This is a genomic window from Geodermatophilus sp. URMC 61, assembly GCF_052931555.1.
In genome coordinates, this window is the sequence record NZ_JBRFHZ010000002.1 from 5154539 (window position 1) to 5171779 (window position 17241).

Annotated in this window: 13 protein-coding genes; 7 read left to right on the top strand and 6 right to left on the bottom strand. The window is 73.5% G+C overall.

Going from position 1 to position 17241, the window contains the following annotated elements; genetic code table 11:
- Positions 1-64 precede the first annotated feature (64 nt).
- A complete protein-coding gene (locus tag ACU610_RS24145) occupies positions 65-1672 on the top strand; it encodes a M28 family metallopeptidase (RefSeq protein ID WP_446770224.1) in 1608 nt (535 codons plus the stop codon).
- Positions 1673-2029: 357 nt separating this feature from the next.
- Complete coding sequence (locus ACU610_RS24150) at positions 2030-2875, top strand: Bax inhibitor-1/YccA family protein (protein WP_446770225.1); 846 nt, start codon at positions 2030-2032, stop codon at positions 2873-2875.
- Positions 2876-3016: 141 nt separating this feature from the next.
- Here the strand turns inward: ACU610_RS24150 and ACU610_RS24155 are convergent, their stop codons facing one another.
- Positions 3017-4237 (bottom strand): acetyl-CoA C-acetyltransferase, encoded by a 1221-nt coding sequence (locus ACU610_RS24155; RefSeq protein ID WP_446770226.1) that lies wholly within the window; start codon positions 4235-4237, stop codon positions 3017-3019.
- Between the two features lie 99 nt (positions 4238-4336).
- A complete protein-coding gene (locus ACU610_RS24160) occupies positions 4337-5359 on the bottom strand; it encodes an SGNH/GDSL hydrolase family protein (protein ID WP_446770227.1) in 1023 nt (340 codons plus the stop codon).
- Between the two features lie 68 nt (positions 5360-5427).
- On the opposite strand from ACU610_RS24160, the gene ACU610_RS24165 reads away from it, so the two are divergent.
- Positions 5428-6780, top strand: coding sequence for a DUF2252 domain-containing protein (locus tag ACU610_RS24165; RefSeq protein WP_446770228.1), 1353 nt, complete (start codon positions 5428-5430; stop codon positions 6778-6780).
- 90 nt (positions 6781-6870) lie between these two features.
- On the opposite strand, the gene ACU610_RS24170 is transcribed toward ACU610_RS24165, so the two are convergent.
- Together ACU610_RS24170 and ACU610_RS24175 are read right to left on the bottom strand one after the other, a co-directional pair.
- Positions 6871-8883 carry a VWA domain-containing protein gene (locus tag ACU610_RS24170; protein ID WP_446770229.1) on the bottom strand — a complete coding sequence of 671 codons (2013 nt, stop codon included), beginning with the start codon at positions 8881-8883 and terminating at the stop codon, positions 6871-6873.
- A 3-nt stretch (positions 8884-8886) separates the two neighbouring features.
- On the bottom strand, positions 8887-10341 hold the full coding sequence (locus tag ACU610_RS24175; protein WP_446770230.1) for a sigma 54-interacting transcriptional regulator: 1455 nt from the start codon (positions 10339-10341) through the stop codon (positions 8887-8889).
- A gap of 84 nt (positions 10342-10425) precedes the next feature.
- Between ACU610_RS24175 and ilvA the strand changes: the two genes are divergently transcribed.
- From ilvA to ACU610_RS24195, 4 genes are all read left to right on the top strand, one after another.
- Positions 10426-11664, top strand: coding sequence for a threonine ammonia-lyase (gene ilvA, locus ACU610_RS24180; protein WP_446770231.1), 1239 nt, complete (start codon positions 10426-10428; stop codon positions 11662-11664).
- A 188-nt stretch (positions 11665-11852) separates the two neighbouring features.
- Positions 11853-12857: an ATP-binding cassette domain-containing protein gene (locus tag ACU610_RS24185; RefSeq protein WP_446770232.1), complete on the top strand. Its 1005-nt coding sequence runs from the start codon at positions 11853-11855 to the stop codon at positions 12855-12857.
- Positions 12854-13663 (top strand): ABC transporter permease, encoded by an 810-nt coding sequence (locus ACU610_RS24190; RefSeq protein ID WP_446770233.1) that lies wholly within the window; start codon positions 12854-12856, stop codon positions 13661-13663. The genes ACU610_RS24185 and ACU610_RS24190 overlap by 4 nt, the downstream gene beginning before the upstream one ends.
- A gap of 442 nt (positions 13664-14105) precedes the next feature.
- Positions 14106-16166 carry a M3 family metallopeptidase gene (locus ACU610_RS24195; protein ID WP_446770234.1) on the top strand — a complete coding sequence of 687 codons (2061 nt, stop codon included), beginning with the start codon at positions 14106-14108 and terminating at the stop codon, positions 16164-16166.
- A 120-nt stretch (positions 16167-16286) separates the two neighbouring features.
- On the opposite strand, the gene ACU610_RS24200 is transcribed toward ACU610_RS24195, so the two are convergent.
- Together ACU610_RS24200 and greA are read right to left on the bottom strand one after the other, a co-directional pair.
- Entirely contained in the window at positions 16287-16613 is a 327-nt protein-coding gene (locus ACU610_RS24200; RefSeq protein WP_446770235.1) for an RNHCP domain-containing protein, read from the bottom strand.
- Positions 16614-16626: 13 nt separating this feature from the next.
- Positions 16627-17130, bottom strand: a complete 504-nt coding sequence (gene greA, locus ACU610_RS24205; protein ID WP_446770236.1) for a transcription elongation factor GreA — start codon at positions 17128-17130, stop codon at positions 16627-16629.
- Positions 17131-17241 lie beyond the last annotated feature (111 nt).

Genomic DNA, 17241 nt, shown 5'->3' on the forward strand with positions numbered 1-17241 from the left:
AGTCACAGGGGTTGACGGAGGGTGCTCTCAACGGCGAGGCACCCGCGAGCAGAGGGGGCCCCGCATGATTCCCACCACCTCCCGCCGGGCGCGCGCGGTCGCGCTCGGCGCCGCCGGCGCGATGGCGCTGGCGGGCACCGTCGCCCTGGCCGGCCCGGCCGTGGCCGCACCGGGCGCCGCCACCGCGTGCGAGGAGCGGACGAACGACACCGTCGCCAAGCTGACCGACTGCGTGACCCTGGACGGGGTCATGGAGCACCTCAAGGCGTTCCAGGGCATCGCCGACGCCCACGGCGACACCCGCGCGTCCGGGACGCCCGGCTACACCGCCTCGGCCGACTACGTGCAGGAACGCCTGGAGGCCGCGGGCTGGACGGTCACCCGGCAGGGGTTCGAGTTCCCGTTCTTCGAGCTGCGGAGCAGCTCGTTCGCCCGCGTCACGCCCACGCCGGCGACGTACCAGGTCGACACCGACTACGCCCCCATGACGTACACCGGCGCCGGCACGGTGGACAACGGCGCCGTCGCCCCGGTCGACGTCGACTCCACGACCAGCGGCTGCGAGGTCGAGGACTTCACCGGGTTCGTCGCCGGGTCGGTGGCACTCGTCCAGCGGGGTACCTGCCCCTTCGGGGTCAAGGCGGCCAACGCCCAGGCCGCGGGCGCTTCCGCGGTCATCGTGTTCAACAACACGGAGGGGCCGCTCAACGGGACGCTGGGCGCCCCCGGGGTCACGATCCCGGTCGTCGGCGTCCCGACGACCCTCGGGAGGGAGCTCGCCGCCGGGGGCACGACGGTCGACCTGGCCGTGGACGCGACCAGCGAGATCCGGACGACCGAGAACGTCATCGCCGAGCTGCCCGGGGCCACCTCGGACAACGTGGTCATGGCCGGCGCCCACCTGGACTCGGTGCTCGCCGGTCCGGGGATCAACGACAACGGCAGCGGCAGCGCCGCCCTCGTCGAGGTGGCCGAGAACCTGGCCGAGGCCAAGCTCCACAACACGGTGCGCTTCGCCTGGTGGGGCGCCGAGGAGCTGGGCCTCCTCGGGTCCGAGCACTACGTCACGACGCTGACCGAGGCCCAGCGCGGGGACATCGGCCTGTACCTGAACTTCGACATGGTCGGCTCCCCCAACTTCGCCCGGTTCATCTACGACGGCGACCAGTCGACCTTCCCGGCTCCCGAGGGCGTGCCGGTGCCGGAGGGCTCGGACCAGATCGAGTACGTCTTCGAGGACTTCTACGAGGAGCAGGAGCTCTTCTACGAGGGCACCGAGTTCAGCGGCCGCAGCGACTACCAGGCCTTCATCGGTGCGGGCATCCCCTCCGGCGGCCTGTTCACCGGTGCCGAGGTGCTGAAGCAGCCGTACCAGGTGGAGGCCTACGGCGGTGAGGCCGGCGTCGCGTACGACCCGAACTACCACCAGCCGGGGGACGACATCGCCAACCTCGACCCCGAGGCGCTCGACCAGAACTCCGACGCCATCGCCTACTCGGTGCTGACGCTGGCCTACGACACCGAGCGGGTCAACGGGGTGGCCGGCAGGCCGGTCCCCGGCGGCACCTACGAGGGTGACCCGCTGGCCCGGGAGTACCGGCTCACGCCGCCCGCGGCGGACGAGGCCGGCGGTGGCGGGCACGACCACGACCACGGCGGCGACGCGGTCTGAGCAAGGCTCCCCTGCCCCCCGCCACTCGCGAGCTCGCGGCGGGACCCGGCAGGAGGGCCGCCGGGACGGGGCCGACCCCTGCCCACCGGTTGCAGGCTCGCGACGAGCCTCGGGCCGGTGGGGCCCGGGAGGGGGCCGGGGGTGCCGAGTCGATGGGATCGCTCGTCGGGATCGCTCGTCGACCGGACCGTGGGGCCGGTGGCCGGCAGCCACCGGCCCCACGGCGTCTCCGCACCCCCTCGTCCGGGTGTCCAGGGGGCGGCCAGGAACGCGCAGGGCCCTTTGGGCGTTGACCTGGACGAGTGGGGTGCAGGACCGTGGGCCCCACGACAGCCAGGTCACCTCGAGGAGATGACGATGCCCAGCTCCAACCCGGTCTTCGGCCGGGGACTCCAGAACGCGGGCCCCGGTTACGGCCAGCAGTCCCCGTGGGGCGGCGCGCCCCAGTACGGGGCCCCGCAGTACGGCTACGGGACGCAGGACCCGTACGCCGCGCCGTCGCCGTACGCGCAGTCGCCGTACGCGCCGCCGACCACGCGCTACATGACGATGGACGACGTCGTCCAGAAGACGGGCCTCTCCTTCCTGGTCACCGTCATCTCGGCCGCCGTCACCTGGGCGCTGCTCCCGCAGCAGCTGGCGTTCGGCCTGGCCCTGCCCGCGGTCCTCGTGGCCCTGGTGCTCGGCCTGGTGATCTCCTTCAAGCAGATCGCGAACCCGGTCGCCACCCTGTCCTACGGGGCGCTGTACGGCATCGCGCTCGGTGCCATCAGCGAGGCCTTCAACCAGGTGTGGCCCGGCATCGTGATGCAGGCGCTGGTCGGCACCTTCGGTGTCTTCGCCGGCATGCTGGTCGTCTACAAGACGGGCGCCATCCGGGTCACACCCAAGCTGACCCGCTGGATCGTCGGCGCGATGTTCGGTGTGCTGGCGCTGGTCCTGGTCAACCTGGTGGTCGGGTTCTTCGTCCCCGGCGGCCTGGGCCTGCGTGACGGTGGCACCCTGTCGATCGTCTTCAGCCTGGTCGTGATCGGTGTCGCGGCGTTCTCGCTGCTGCTCGACTTCGACATGGCCGACGAGGCGATCCGCCGTGGCGCCCCGGCGAAGTTCGCCTGGTACATCGCCTTCGGCCTGCTCATCACGGTCGTCTGGCTGTACCTGGAGATCCTGCGGCTGCTGTCCTACCTGCAGAGCAGCGAGTGATCTGACACCGCACCACATGCCAGTGGCCCGGTCCCCGCGAGGGGGCCGGGCCACTGGCCGTTTGCAGGTGACGTGCTGGCACGGCCCCCTTGCAGGGTCCCGCCACGAGCTCGCGAGCGGCGGGGGCGAGGGGGTCCTTCTTCAGGAGAGGCGCTCCAGGACCATCGCCATGCCCATGCCGCCACCGACGCACATCGTCTCCAGGCCGAAGGTCTTGTCCTTGGTCTGCAGGCCGTTGATCAGCGTGCCGGTGATGCGGGCGCCGGTCATGCCGAACGGGTGGCCGACGGCGATCGCGCCGCCGTGCACGTTGAGCCGGTCGATGTCGATGCCCAGGTCGCGGTAGCTGGGGATGACCTGCGCCGCGAAGGCCTCGTTGATCTCGACGAGGTCGATGTCGCCGATGCTCATCCCGGCGCGCTGCAGCGCGAGCTTGGAGGCGTCGACGGGGCCGTAGCCCATGATCTCCGGCGAGAGACCGGTGACCGCGGTGGAGACGATGCGGGCCAGCGGGGTCAGCCCCAGGTCGCGGGCCTTGGTGTCGCTCATGACCACGACCGCGGCGGCGCCGTCGTTGAGCGGGCAGGCGTTGCCCGCGGTGACGCGGCCGTCGGGGCGGAAGACCGGCTTGAGGCCGGCGATGCCCTCCAGCGTGGTGCCGGCGCGCGGGCTGTCGTCCTTGCCGACCACGGTGCCGTCCGGCGTGGTGACCGGGGTGATCTCCCGCTCCCAGAAGCCCTCGTTCAGCGCCTGCTCCGCCAGGTTCTGGCTGCGGACGGCGAACTCGTCCATCTCCTCGCGGGAGACGTCCTTGAGCAGCGCCAGGTTCTCGGCGGTCTGCCCCATCGCGATGTAGATGTTCGGCAGGTCACCCGTCTCGCGGGGGTCGGCCCAGGAGTCCGCGCCGCTCTCGGCGGTCTTGGCCACCCGGGCCTGCGCGTCGGCGAACACCGGGTTCTGGGTGTCCGGCAGCGAGTCGCTGTTGCCCTTCACGAAGCGGGAGACCATCTCGACACCGGCGGAGATGAAGACGTCGCCCTCGCCGGCCTTGATCGCGTGCATGGCCATGCGGGTGGTCTGCAGCGAGGAGGAGCAGTAGCGGGTGATCGTCGTCCCCGGCAGGTGGTCCATGCCGAGCAGCACGCTGACGACGCGGCCCATGTTGTGGCCCTGCTCGCCGCCGGGCAGGCCGCAGCCGAGGATCAGGTCGTCGATGTCGGTCGGGTGCAGCGCGGGCACCTTGTCGAGGGCCGCGCGCACGATGGTGGCGGTGAGGTCGTCGGGCCGCAGGTCCTTGAGCGAGCCCTTGAACGCACGACCGATGGGCGAGCGCGCGGTCGCGACGATGACGGCTTCGGGCATGGGTCCTCCACGATGAGGGGATCCGACGACGGGCGCCGGACGTCGGGTCGCCCCCGAACCTACTCCCCGGTAGGGCCCATCTCGCTCAGCCCAGGGGCGTCACCCGAGTGGCGTGGCCTCCGCGGCGCGTTCGGCCTGCTCGGGCGTCGGCAGGTCCGGCGGCCGGCGTCGGCGCAGCCGCGCCCACGGACCCCGCGGCCCGGTGTCCTGACCGCGGACCGCCGTCGCCTGGACCTCGGTGCCGGTGCGGCCGGCGGCCCGGGCGGCGGCCCGGGCGACCGGGCGGACGGTGTCGCGGCGCAGGTTGCGCAGCCCCCGGTCGGCCGCGGCCGGCCAGACGCCGAGCGTGTCGGCGATCGAGGGCAGCAGGACGGCGGCCGCCGCGGCGTAGCCGGCCGCGCTCGGGTGGAACTCGTCGATGCTGAACAGGTCCCGGTCCTCGGCGAAGGACGGCCCGAGCACCGAACCCAGCGACACGCTGCGCCCACCGGCCTCGACGACGGCGATGGTCTGCGCGGCGGCCAGCTGCCGGCTCCACCGGCGGGCCAGCCAGCGCAGCGGCTGGGCGATCGGGCGCACGGTGCCCAGGTCCGGGCAGGTGCCGACGACGACCTGCGTGCCGGCCTCGGTGAGCCGGCGGACGCCGTCGCGCAGGTGCCGGACGGAGATCGCGGGGGCGGTGCGGCTGGTGACGTCGTTCGCGCCGATCATGATGAGGGCGACGTCGGGGTGCTCCAGGAGGGCCTTGTCTACCTGCTCGTCGAGCTGCCAGGACTTCGCGCCGGAGACCGCCAGCCGCACGAGCCGGACCGGGCGCTCGGCCAGCTCGGCCAACGCCGCGGCGAGCAGCACGCCGGGGGTCTGGGCGGCGCGGTGCACACCCAGCCCGACGGCGCTGGAGTCACCCAGCACCGCGAACACGATCGGCCGGCCGCGGCCGCGCCCGTAGACGCCCTCGCCCGAGGGCGGGTCCCCGCGCAGGTTGCTCGACTGGACCCGGCGCCGGGCGGAGCGGGCCTGCTGCCGGAGCACGGCCAGCATCCCGGCGCCGGCCAGGCCCAGCCCCCCGCCGCCGTAGGCGGCTCCCGTGGCCAGCCGCCATGCCGTGGTCGCTCGAGTCACCGCCACCCCGTCCCTCGGATGGAGAACGCACCTGTCCCAGCAGGCTAACCGCCCCCTACGGTCCCCCCGTGGCCGAATCCCCCGCACGGGTCACCCACGGTGACCGCGCCCAGCAGATCGTCGATGTCCTGGTCGACGCCTTCTCCGAGCTGATGACCGCCGACGCCGGCGCCTTCCGCACCAAGTTCCGCAAGATGGCGGCCGACCCGTTCGCCTTCTACCGGGGCACCGCCTGCCTCTTCTACGCCGACATGGGTCAGCTGGAGGACCGCTGGTGCGACGAGCGCACCAGCCGCGTGTGGATCCAGGGCGACCTGCACGCGGAGAACTTCGGCACCTACATGGACGGCGCCGGGCGGATCGTCTTCGACGTCAACGACTTCGACGAGGCCTACGTCGGGCACGCCAGCTGGGACCTGCGCCGGTTCGTGGCGAGCTTCGCCCTGCTGGCCTGGCGGAAGGCGTTCTCCGACGAGGTCATCGCCGAGCTGCTCGGCCGCTACCTGCACGCCTACCTCGACCAGGTCGAGCACTTCACCCGGCTCGACGACGACAAGTCCTTCGCCCTGGTCCGTGAGAACACCGAGGGGGCGGTGCACCGGGTCATCCTCGAGACCAGCGCGCGCAGCCGGGCGCGGCTGCTGGACCGGATGACCGTCGTCGAGGACTTCCAGCGGCGCTTCGCCGACGGCCCGCGCACCCGGCGGCTGGACGAGGCGGAGCGGGACCGGGTGCTGGCGGCGCTGGACCGCTGGCGCGGGACCGTCTTCCCCCCGCGCCGGCGCCGCGACGTCGCCTACGACGTCAAGGACGTCGTCGCCACGGGCGGCTTCGGCATCGGCAGCGCCGGCCTGCCCGCCTACAACGTGCTGATCGAGGGCTACGACCAGGCGCTGGAGAACGACGTCGTCCTCTCGCTCAAGCAGGGCAACGTGCCGGCGCCCAGCCGCGTCGTCCGCGACCCGCAGATCCGGGCGTCCTTCGAGCACGAGGGGCACCGGACGGCGGTGTCGCAGCGGGCGCTGCAGGCCAACGCCTCCCAGTTCCTCGGTCACACCGAGGTCGACGGGGTGGGGTTCGTCGTCCAGGAGCTCTCGCCCTACGAGCTGGACCTGGACTGGGAGGACCTCACCGAGCCCGAGGAGATCGCCCCGGTCCTGGCGCAGCTGGGCCGGGCCACGGCGAAGATGCACTGCGTCGGGGACGCCGACAGCGACCACACCCTGGTGCCGTTCCAGACCGAGGAGGCGATCACCGAGATGGTCGGTGGCCGGCGGGAGGAGTTCGTCGCCGACCTGGTCGACTTCGCGCACTCCTACGCGCGCCGCACGCAGGACGACTTCCGGCTGTTCGTCGACGCGTTCCGCGCCGGGCGGATCCCGGGGATCAGCTCCAGTGGGTCCCTCCCGGTCCCGCGCTGAGAGGACCCCGTCCTCCCGCCCCGTCTGCAGGGTCCCCGGCCCCCCACCGGAGGAGGACGGGGTCCTTCTCCGGTGGGGGCAGAGGGGTCCTCACCGCGTCCGACGGCCGCGCCGGGTGCGCAGGTAGTCGGCGACGACGTACTCGCCGAGTCGCTCGCTGTCGGGGGTGAACACCCGACCACCGGCCCGCTGGGTGATGTCGTGGACGAAGTGCACGAGCCCGGGCTCCGGGTCGAGGGCGAAGACGTTCATCGTCGCCCCCGAGCGCGCCACCCGCTCCACCTCGGCGACGGTGCGGGCGATCGTCTCCGGCATCGGCGGCCAGCAGAAGAACGGCGTCCCGTCGTCCTCCAGGTGGGCGGTCGGCTCGCCGTCGGTGACCACAAGCACCACCGGCTCGGCGTCCCGGTGGTGGGCGAGGAACCGCCGCGCGAGCATCAGCCCGTGCTGCAGGTTGGTGCCCTGCAACGTGTCCACGCTCAGCTCGGCGAGGGTCTCCGGCCGCAGCACCTGGGCGGTGGAGGAGAAGCCGATGATCTGGATGGCGTCCTGCGGGAAACGGGTGGTCACCAGCGAGTGCAGCGCCATCGCCGTCGACTTGGCCGCGCCCCACGTGCCGCGCAGCGCCATCGAGTAGGAGAGGTCGACCAGCAGCGCGACCGCGGCCCCGGTGCGACGCTCGGTCTCGACGACCTCGAAGTCCTCGACGGCGATCCGGACGCGACGGTCGCCAGTCGTGCCGGGGGTGGCGGGGTGGGCCCGACGACGGGGCTCGTGCGCGGTGCGCAGGACGGCGTTGCGCACCGTGCGGACGACGTCCAGCGGCTGCTCGTCGCCGAACCGCCACTCCCGTGAGCCGCCGGTCAGCTCCCCGGCTGCCCCCGCGTCGGCGACGTCGTGCTCGCCGCGGCCGGTGGCGTCGAGCTTGGCGAACACCCGGCGCAGCGCGGTCGCGCCCAGCCGGCGGACGGCCTTGGGGGAGAGCTCCAGCTTCCCGTCGGAGCGGTTGAGGTAGCCCTGCCGCTCCAGCTCCCGCTCCAGCCGGCGCAGCGCGGCGAGGTCGTCGACGGCGGGCCGGCCCAGCGCCCGCTCGAGCAGCTCCTCGTCGACGTCGGCCAGCGAGGCCCCGGCGTAGCCCTGGGAGAGCTGGTTGGACAGCGACTCGAGGTCGGCCAGTTCGGCGACGGCGGTCGTGGCGTCGCCCATGCCGAGGGACTGCTCGCCGTCGGGCACCTGCCCGCGCTGCCCCCACGGCAGGTCGGGCCGGGCCTGGCGGAGCGCGTCCTGCAGGTGCGCCATCTCGCTGGCCAGCCCCATGTCCTGCATCGTCTGGGCCATCAGGTCGGCCAGCTCGGCCCGCTGCTCGGGCGTGAGGCCGGCCATCATCCGCTCCTGGGCGGCCGCCCGGCGGGCCAGCTGGTCGATCAGCTCCTCGACCGACTGCGGGTCGTCGGGGAAGAACTGCCCGTGCTTCTCCATGAACTGCCGGAACTGCTCGTCGGTGTCCTCACCGCGGTTGTGCGCGTCGATGAGCTGCGAGAGGTCGGCGACCATGTCCTTGACCGCCTGGACGTCGCCCTCGGTGGCGTTCTCCAGCGCCTGCTTCATCGAGGCGAAGGAGCTGTCGAGCACCTCGCGGCGCAGCAGGTCCTGGATCTGCTCGTAGGCCTGGCGGGCCTCGGCCGAGCGCCAGTCGTAGTCCTTGAGCGCCCGGACGGCGCCCGCGGTGTCCTCGGGCAGCGCGTCGAGCTCGGCCTCCTTGAGCCGGGCCATGTCGTCCGGGTCCGGGAACAGCTCGCGCCGCTCGGCCTCCACGGCGCGGTCGAGCAGCTCGCGGACCTCCTGCAGGGTGCCGTCCATCCGCCCCGCGTTGCGCGCCTGCCGCAGCCGCTCGCGGACCGACCGGCGCAGCTCGTCCAGCCCCCGCCGGCCGTCCATCCCGCGGCGCAGCAGCTCGCGCAGCGCCTCGCGGACGCCGCTGCCGCCGAGCACCGAGTCGCCGATCTCGTCGACCGCGCTGCCCAGGTCGTAGGGCGGGGCGAGCGGGTCGGGCCCGCCCCGCCAGCGCCCGTACCGGTAGCCCCTGCCGGGCCGCCTCACCATCGGTCAGGCCCCGTAGACCGTGCGCGGGCCGTCGGTGTCCTTGGCCAGCCGACGGGTCAGGTACAGGCCCTCGAGGGCGAACTCCACCGCGGCGGCGGCCTGCTCGGCCGACTGCTCGCCCTCCGGCACGCCGAGGCGGCCGAGCAGCTCGGCGAGCTTCGGGATCGTGCCGAGCTGACCGAGCAGGGCCGCGGCCGGCACCAGCTCGCCGGACTCGACGGTCTCCCCGCCGGTGAAGTGCTCCTGCAGGCCGGTGAGGTCCAGCCCGGCGCAGCGGGCCCGGAAGGTCTGTGCGGTCGCCTGGCGCAGCAGGTGCTCGAGCACCTCCAGCTCCCGCTCGTCGTCCGGGTCGGAGCCGGAGTCGGCGAACTCCACCTTGCCGCGGCTGGCCGGGACGATGGCCGGCAGGTCGACGACGCGGGCGACCGGCCGGGTCTCCCCGGCGACGGCGGCCCGGCGGACGGCGGAGGCGGCGGCCGTCTCCAGCCCGGCGATGGCGAAGCGGGCGCTGACACCGGAGCGCTGGTCGACGTGGTTGGAGTCGCGGACCAGCCGGGTGAAGCGGGCGACGATCTCCACCAGGTGCTCCGGGATGAGCGGCGCCTCGAGCGCGCCGCCGCCCAGCCAGCTGGTGTGCGCCTCCTGGTGCAGCAGGCGCACCTCGTCGGCCAGCTCGACCGGGTAGTGGGTGCGCACCTCCGCGCCGAAACGGTCCTTGAGCGGGGTGATGATCCGCCCGCGGTTGGTGTAGTCCTCGGGGTTGGCGCTGGCCACCAGCAGCAGGTCCAGCGGGAGCCGCACGCGGTAGCCGCGGATCTGGATGTCGCGCTCCTCCAGCACGTTGAGCAGCGCGACCTGGATGCGTTCGGCGAGGTCGGGCAGCTCGTTGACGCTGAAGATGCCGCGGTTGGTGCGCGGCACCAGGCCGTAGTGCACCGTCTCGGGATCGCCCAGCGTGCGGCCCTCGGCCACCTTGATCGGGTCGACGTCGCCGATGAGGTCACCGACGCTGGTGTCGGGGGTGGCCAGCTTCTCGCCGAAACGGTCGCTGCGGTGCAGCCAGCCGACGGGGGTGTCGTCGCCGTGCTCCGCGATCTGCCGGTGTGCCCACACGCTGATCGGCTGCAGCGGGTGCTCGTTGAGCTCGCTGCCGACCAGCACCGGCGTCCACTCGTCGAGCAGGCCGACCAGCGTGCGGATCAGGCGGGTCTTCCCCTGCCCGCGCTCACCGAGCAGGACCAGGTCGTGGCCGGCGATGAGGGCGCGCTCCACCTCCGGGACGACGGTGTCCTCGAAGCCGACGATGCCCGGCAGCGAGTGCTCGCCGGACGCCAGGCGGGCGAGCAGGTTGGCGCGGATCTCGGCCTTGACCGGCCGGAAGGTGGCCCCGCTGTCGCGGAGCTCGCCCAGGGTCGTGGGGGCGGGGGGAGCGGAGGCGGGGGTGCCAGGGTCCGTCACCCCCGCCACGGTACGACGCGACCGGCGGCACGGGCACCCGTCCGTCGCTGCCACCTGGGCCTCCGTGCTGCGAAGATCGGCCGCATGGTGGCTGGGGAGGTGCAGCGGGACGGCGTCGCGCTGGTCGGCGGGGTGGAGGTCGAGGCCGCGGCGGCCCTGCTGGAGGGGGTCGTCCGGCGCACGCCGCTGGAGCACTCGCGCGCGCTGGCGGAGCGGGTCGGCGGCCCGGTGTGGCTGAAGTGCGAGAACCTGCAGCGCACCGGCTCGTTCAAGATCCGTGGCGCCTACACCCGGCTGGCCCGGCTCACGCCGGAGGAGCGGGCGCGGGGCGTCGTCGCGGCGAGCGCGGGCAACCACGCGCAGGGGGTCGCCCTGGCCGCTCAGCTGCTGGGCGTCCGGGCCACGGTCTTCATGCCCGAGAGCGCGCCGCTGCCCAAGGTGGCGGCCACCCGCGGCTACGGCGCCGAGGCCCGGTTGGGTGGCGCCTCGCTGACCGAGGCCCTCGCCGCGGCCGCCGACCACGCGCAGCGCACCGGCGCGGTGTTCATCCACCCGTTCGAGCACCGCGACGTGATCGCGGGGCAGGGGACGGTCGGCCTGGAGGTCCTCGACCAGTGCCCCGACGTCGCCACCGTCGTCGTGTGCACCGGGGGCGGGGGTCTGGTCTCGGGCATCGCGGCCGCCGTGCGCTCCCGCCGTCCCGACGTCCGGGTCGTCGGCGTGCAGGCCGCGGCGGCCGCCGCCTTCCCCGGGTCGCTGGCCGCCGGCCGGCCCGTGGCACTGTCGGGGATGACGACGATGGCCGACGGCATCGCCGTCGGCTCGCCGGGGGAGCTGACGTTCGCGCACGTCCGCGACCTGGTCGACGAGGTGCGCACGGTGAGCGAGGAGGACCTCTCGCAGGCGCTGCTGTTCTGCCTCGAGCGGGCCAAGCTCGTCGTCGAGCCGGCCGGCGTCGCCGCCGTCGCTGCCGTGCTGGCCGACCCCGCGGCCTTCCCGCCGCCCGTGGTCGCGGTCGTCTCCGGCGGCAACATCGACCCGGTGCTGCTGCTCAAGGTCGTGCAGCACGGCATGGCCGCGGCCGGGCGCTACCTGTCGCTGCGGCTGCGGGTGCCCGATCAGCCGGGGTCCCTGGCCGCGGTCCTCGGCGAGCTGGCGCAGGTGGGCGCCAACGTGCTGGAGGTCGAGCACGAGCGGACGGCGACCCGGCTGGGGCTGGGCGAGGTCGAGGTGTTCGTCGTTCTGGAGACCCGAGGGCCCGAGCACGCCGAGGAGGTGCTGGCCCGGCTCCACCGGGCCGGCTACACGGTCACCACCGGTTGAAGGAGGGACCCGCTGCCCCCCACCGGAGAAGGACCCCGTCCTCATCCCTCGCAAGCTCGGGACGAGCCGCTGTACGGGGCCGGCGGCGGGCCCCTGCAGCGGGGCCGCGGCCGGCGCCGGTCTGCCCCGCCGTGGAGAACCCGAGAACCGGTCGGGAAGTGTCGGCTCCGTCACCTAGTTTGCCGGTCATGACCGACGCGATAGTCGTCGAGGGCCTGGTGAAGCGCTTCGGCGCGACCACGGCCCTCGACGGGGTGGACCTGACCGTGGCCGCGGGCTCCGTGCTCGGGTTGCTCGGTCCCAACGGCGCGGGCAAGACGACGGTGGTGCGGATCCTCACCACCCTGCTGCGGGCCGACGCGGGGCGGGTGCGCGTGGCCGGCCTCGACGTGGTGGACGACGCCGACGCGGTGCGCGCCTCGATCGGGCTGACCGGTCAGTACGCCGCCGTCGACGAGTACCTCACCGGCCTGGAGAACCTGGAGATGGTCGGGCGGCTCTACCGGCTGAGCCGGCGGGAGGCGCGGGCGCGAGCGGGCGAGCTGCTCGAGCGCTTCGACCTCACCGGCGCGGCCGACCGGCCGGCCAAGACCTACTCCGGGGGCATGCGCCGGCGGCTGGACATCGCCGCCTCGCTGATCGCGCGGCCGCGGATCCTCTTCCTCGACGAGCCGACGACGGGCCTCGACCCGCGCAGCCGGCTGGGCATGTGGGAGTTCATCGCCGACCTCGCCGACGGCGGGACGACGATCCTGCTGACCACGCAGTACCTGGAGGAGGCCGACCGGCTGGCCGACCGCATGGTCGTCATCGACCGGGGGCGGGTCATCGCCCGTGGCACCGCCGACGAACTCAAGGCGCAGGTCGGCGGTCAACGGCTGGAGTTCACCGTGACGACGGCGGCCGTCCTGCCCGACATCCTGGCGCGGCTGCGTGGGCTGGCCGTCGACGAGCCCCACGTGGACGAGCAGGCGCGCCGGCTGACCCTGCCGGTCAGCGGCGGCGCCGAGGTCCTGGCCGAGGCCCTGCAGCGGCTCGACGGTCACACCACCGAGATCCTCGACGTGGGCCTGCGCCGTCCCGACCTCGACGACGTCTTCCTCGCCCTCACCGGGCACGCGGCGGAGGAGACCGGCACCGACGACGACGACGACCGACCGGCCCAGCCGGCCACCACCGGGGGGATGGCATGAGCAGCCTCGCGACGACGCTGTCCGACAGCGTCGTCATCACCAAGCGCAACCTGATCAAGGTCAAGCGGGTGCCGGACCTGATCGTTTTCGCGACGCTCTCGCCGATCATGTTCGTGGTGCTGTTCCGCTACGTGTTCGGCGGCGCGATCGGCGGGTTGCCGCCGGGCATCAGCTACGCCGAGTTCCTGCTGCCGGGGATCTTCGCGCAGACGGTCGTCTTCGGGTCGACCACGACCGGCGCGAGCATCGCCGAGGACCTGCAGAAGGGGCTGATCGACCGGTTCCGCTCTCTGCCCATGTCCCGGTCGGCCGTGCTCGTCGGGCGGACGGTCGCCGACTCCGGGCTCAACGTCATCTCGATCGCCGTCATGGCCGTGACCGGCCTGGTAGTCGGCTGGCGGATCCACTCGTCGCTCGGGGAGGCGCTCGCCGGGTTCCTCGTGCTGCTGGTCTTCGCCTACGCGATCTCGTGGCTCATGGCGGTGGTCGGGCTGCTGGTCCGGACGCCGGAGGTGGTCAACAACGCCAGCTTCATCGTGATCTTCCCGCTGACGTTCATCGCCAACACCTTCGTGCCGCTGGAGACCTTCCCCTCGGCGCTGAGGGTCTTCGCCGAGTGGAACCCCGTCTCGACGGTCACCCTCGCGTCGCGAGAGCTGTTCGGCAACGTGCCACCGGGCACCTCGGTGCCCGACGTCTGGTCGCTGCAGAACCCGGTGCTCTACACGCTGATCTGGACGGCGCTCATCCTGGCCGTCTTCGTGCCGCTCTCGGTGCGGCTCTACCAGCGCGCCGCGACGCGATGACATCGCGGTCCTACCGGACCGCACCGCGGCCAGGAGCCGTCCCCGACCGGCGCTGAGCCCCGCACTCCCGTCCCTGCTCGGGGGACCCTCCGGGCCCCGCTCCCAGAGACCGCCGACACCGCGGCCAGGAGCCGTCCCCGGACGGCGCTGAGCCCCGCACTCCCGTCCCTGCTCGGGGGACCCTCCGGGCCCCCGCTCCCAGAGACCGCCGACACCGCGGCCAGGAGCCGTCCCCGACCGGCGCTGAGCCCCCACTCCCGTCCCTGCTCGGGGGACCCTCCGGGCCCCCGCTCCCAGAGACCGCCGACACCGCGGCCAGGAGTCCGGGAGGGGGCCGTGCTCAGCGGCCGCGCGGGGGATCTGCGCACCCGGATGGCCCGGACCGAGGCCCGTGCTGGGCCACCCGGGTGCGCTCTTGCGGTCGGGCGCAGGATGGGCGGCGATGAACGCCGACCCCGCCGCCCCGTCCGCCGACAACCCGCTCCTCGAGCCGTCGTGGCTGCCGTTGCAGCTGCCGCCCTTCGCGGAGGTCACCCTCGAGCACTGCCGCGAGGCGATGCTGGCCGGGATGGCCGAGCAGCGTGCCGAGGTCGCCGCGATCGTCGGGTCGCCCGAGCCACCGACGTTCGAGAACACCGTCGTGGCGCTGGAGCGGTCCGGGCGGCTGTACCGCCGCGCCGGTGCGGTGTTCCACAACCTCGCCTCGTCGGTCGCGACCGACCGGCTGCGCGAGATCGAGCGGGAACTGGCCCCGTTGGAGTCTGCGCACGCCGACGCCCTGCGGCTGGACCCCGCCCTGTTCGCCCGCATCGACGCCGTCCACGCGCAGCGGCACGACTCGGGTCTGGACGCCGAGGCGGTCCGGCTGGTGGAGCGCTACCACCTGGACTTCGTGCTCGCCGGCGCGCGGCTCGACGAGTCCGGCCGGAGCCGGCTGACCGAGCTCAACCGTGAGCTGTCCGAGCTGTCGACGACGTTCGGGCAGAACCTGCAGCTGGCCACCGAGGCCGCCGCGGTCGTGGTGAGCGACCCCGCCGAACTCGACGGGCTGAGCCCGGAGGAGGTCGCCGCGGCCGCCCGCGCCGCCGCCGACCGCGGGGGCACCGGGTTCCTCATCCCGCTGCTGCTGCCCACCGGCCAGCCCGTCCTGGCCAAGCTGCGCGACCGGGAGCTGCGTCGGCGGGTGTTCGAGGCATCGGTGGAACGGGCGTCGAGCGGCGAGCACGACAACGGGCCGGTCGCCGTCCGGATCGCCCGGGTCCGCGCCGAGCGCGCCCGGCTGCTCGGCTTCGACACCCACGCCGACCTGGTGCTCGCCGACCAGACCGCACGCAGTACCGAGGCGGTCGACGCGATGCTCGGCCGGATGGTGGGCCCGTCGCTGGGCAACGCGCGGGCAGAGGCGGCCGTGCTGGGGGAGGTGGCCGCGCGGGACGGCGTGACCGACCTGGCGCCCTGGGACTGGGCCTACTACAGCGAGCGGGTGCGCGCCGAGCGGTACTCGGTCGACACCACCGCGCTGCGACCGTGGTTCGAGCTGGACCGGGTGCTCGTCGACGGCGTCTTCGCCGCCGCGGAGCGGCTCTACGGCTACCGGTTCACGCCGCGGCGCGACCTCACCGGCTACCACGCCGACGTCCGGGTCTGGGAGGTCACCGACGCGGACGGGCGGACGATCGGCCTCTACCTCGGCGACTTCTACGCCCGCGAGGGCAAGCGCGGCGGGGCCTGGATGAGCTCGTTCGTCACCCAGTCGCGGCTGCTGGAGACCCAGCCGGTCGTCGTGAACAACCTCAACGTGACCCGCGGCGCCGACGGGCAGCCCACGCTGCTGACCCTCGACGAGGTCAACACCCTGTTCCACGAGTTCGGCCACACGCTGCACGGCTTGAGCTCCGCCGTCACCTACCCGCGCTTCTCCGGCACCAGCGTGCCGCGGGACTTCGTCGAGTTCCCGAGCCAGGTCAACGAGATGTGGGCGCTGTGGCCGGAGGTCCTGGCCGGCTACGCCAGGCACGTCGAGACCGGGGAGCCGCTGCCGGCCAGCGTCGTCGAGGCGATCGAGGCCGCACAGCTGTGGGGCGAGGGCTTCGCGACGCTGGAGTACCTGGCGGCCACCCTGCTGGACCAGGCCTGGCACCGCATCACGCCGGAGACCGAGATCGGCGACCCGCAGCAGTTCGAGCGGACCGCGCTCGAGGCGGCCGGCGTCGCCTACGACCTGGTGCCGCCGCGGTACCGGACGACGTACTTCCAGCACGTCTTCGCCGGGGGCTACGCGGCCGGTTACTACTCCTACATCTGGTCGGAGGTGCTCGACGCCGACACGGTGGAGTGGTTCCGGGAGAACGGTGGACTGCGCCGCGAGAACGGCGAGGTCTTCCGGTCGCGGCTGCTGTCCGTCGGCGGTTCGGTGGACCCGCTGGAGGCCTTCCGCGCCGTCCGCGGCCGCGACGCCGACCCGACGCCCCTGCTGCGGCGACGAGGCTTGCTGCCGACCTGAGACCCGAGCCCTCCTGTCCTGACGGAGTGGGGCCCGGAGGGTCCCCGAGGGTCGACGGGAGGGGCTCAACGCGACGGGGGGCGGCACCTGGCCGCGGTGTCGGCCGGTAGGCCGACGATGTCACAGCCAGGGCAGGGACAGGACGACGTCGAGGTCGTCGGGGCCCTCGCCCTCGCGGACCAGCCGGTTGGGCTGGCGGTGGCCGCACGCCGTACAGCGGTGGACCACCTGCCAGCCCTTGCCCGACTTCTCCACCAGGCCGATCGGCTCCATCGGTGCCCGGCAGTCGCTCGCCCGGTCGCCGGGGAGGTCGTCGACGTGCAGTGACCACAGGCACACCGGGCAGTGGTTGCGGTAGTGCCCGTCGGTGTTGGCCGGCACGGCCGATCCGCAGTGCACGCAGGCGAACCCGGTGTTCTCCGCCCGCCGCGAGCGGACGGGGCTCACGGTCGGGCCCCGGTCAGGGGACGAAGGGCTCGACGGCGACGACGTCGACGGTGATGTCGCGGCCGTTCGGGGCCTGGTAGGTGACCGTCGCCCCAGGCGCGGCGCCCAGGATGGCCGCGCCGAGCGCCGACTCGGGGGAGTAGACCTGCAGCCCCGTCGTCCCGGCGATCTCACGCGAGCCGAGGAGGAACTTCTCGGTCTCGTCGTCGCCCTGGAAGCGGATGGTGATGACGGTGCCGGTGGCGGCGTGGGTCGCCGTCGTGGGCGCGTTGCCGACCCGGGCCGTCCGCAGCAGGTCCTCCAGCTGGCGGATCCGAAACTCCTGCTTGCCCTGCTCGTCCTTGGCGGCGTGGTACCCGCCGTTCTCGCGGAGGTCGCCCTCCTCGCGGCGGGCGTTGATCTCGGCGGCCATGGCCGGACGGTTCGCCACCAGCTGGTCGAGCTCGGCCTTCAGCCGGTCGTGGGCCTCCTGGGTCAGCCAGACGCCCTGGTGCTGCTCGTCAGTGGGGGTGGACACGGCAGTGCTCCTGAAAAGTCGGTGGCCGCTCCCCGCCCGGGGAACGGCCGCGTTCAGAACGGCCAACGTAACACCGTCGGCCGGGGTCGGTGTTCCACCCGTGTCCCGGCC

Bases quoted from the DNA above. Each gene is read 5' to 3' on its own strand.
- ilvA (WP_446770231.1), top strand. From the start codon at position 10,426: ATGGTGGCTGGGGAGGTGCAGCGGGACGGCGTCGCGCTGGTCGGCGGG.
- ACU610_RS24145 (WP_446770224.1), top strand. From the start codon at position 65: ATGATTCCCACCACCTCCCGCCGGGCGCGCGCGGTCGCGCTCGGCGCC.
- ACU610_RS24170 (WP_446770229.1), bottom strand. From the start codon at position 8,883: ATGGTGAGGCGGCCCGGCAGGGGCTACCGGTACGGGCGCTGGCGGGGC.
- ACU610_RS24190 (WP_446770233.1), top strand. From the start codon at position 12,854: ATGAGCAGCCTCGCGACGACGCTGTCCGACAGCGTCGTCATCACCAAG.
- ACU610_RS24155 (WP_446770226.1), bottom strand. From the start codon at position 4,237: ATGCCCGAAGCCGTCATCGTCGCGACCGCGCGCTCGCCCATCGGTCGT.
- ACU610_RS24195 (WP_446770234.1), top strand. From the start codon at position 14,106: ATGAACGCCGACCCCGCCGCCCCGTCCGCCGACAACCCGCTCCTCGAG.
- ACU610_RS24185 (WP_446770232.1), top strand. From the start codon at position 11,853: ATGACCGACGCGATAGTCGTCGAGGGCCTGGTGAAGCGCTTCGGCGCG.
- ACU610_RS24150 (WP_446770225.1), top strand. From the start codon at position 2,030: ATGCCCAGCTCCAACCCGGTCTTCGGCCGGGGACTCCAGAACGCGGGC.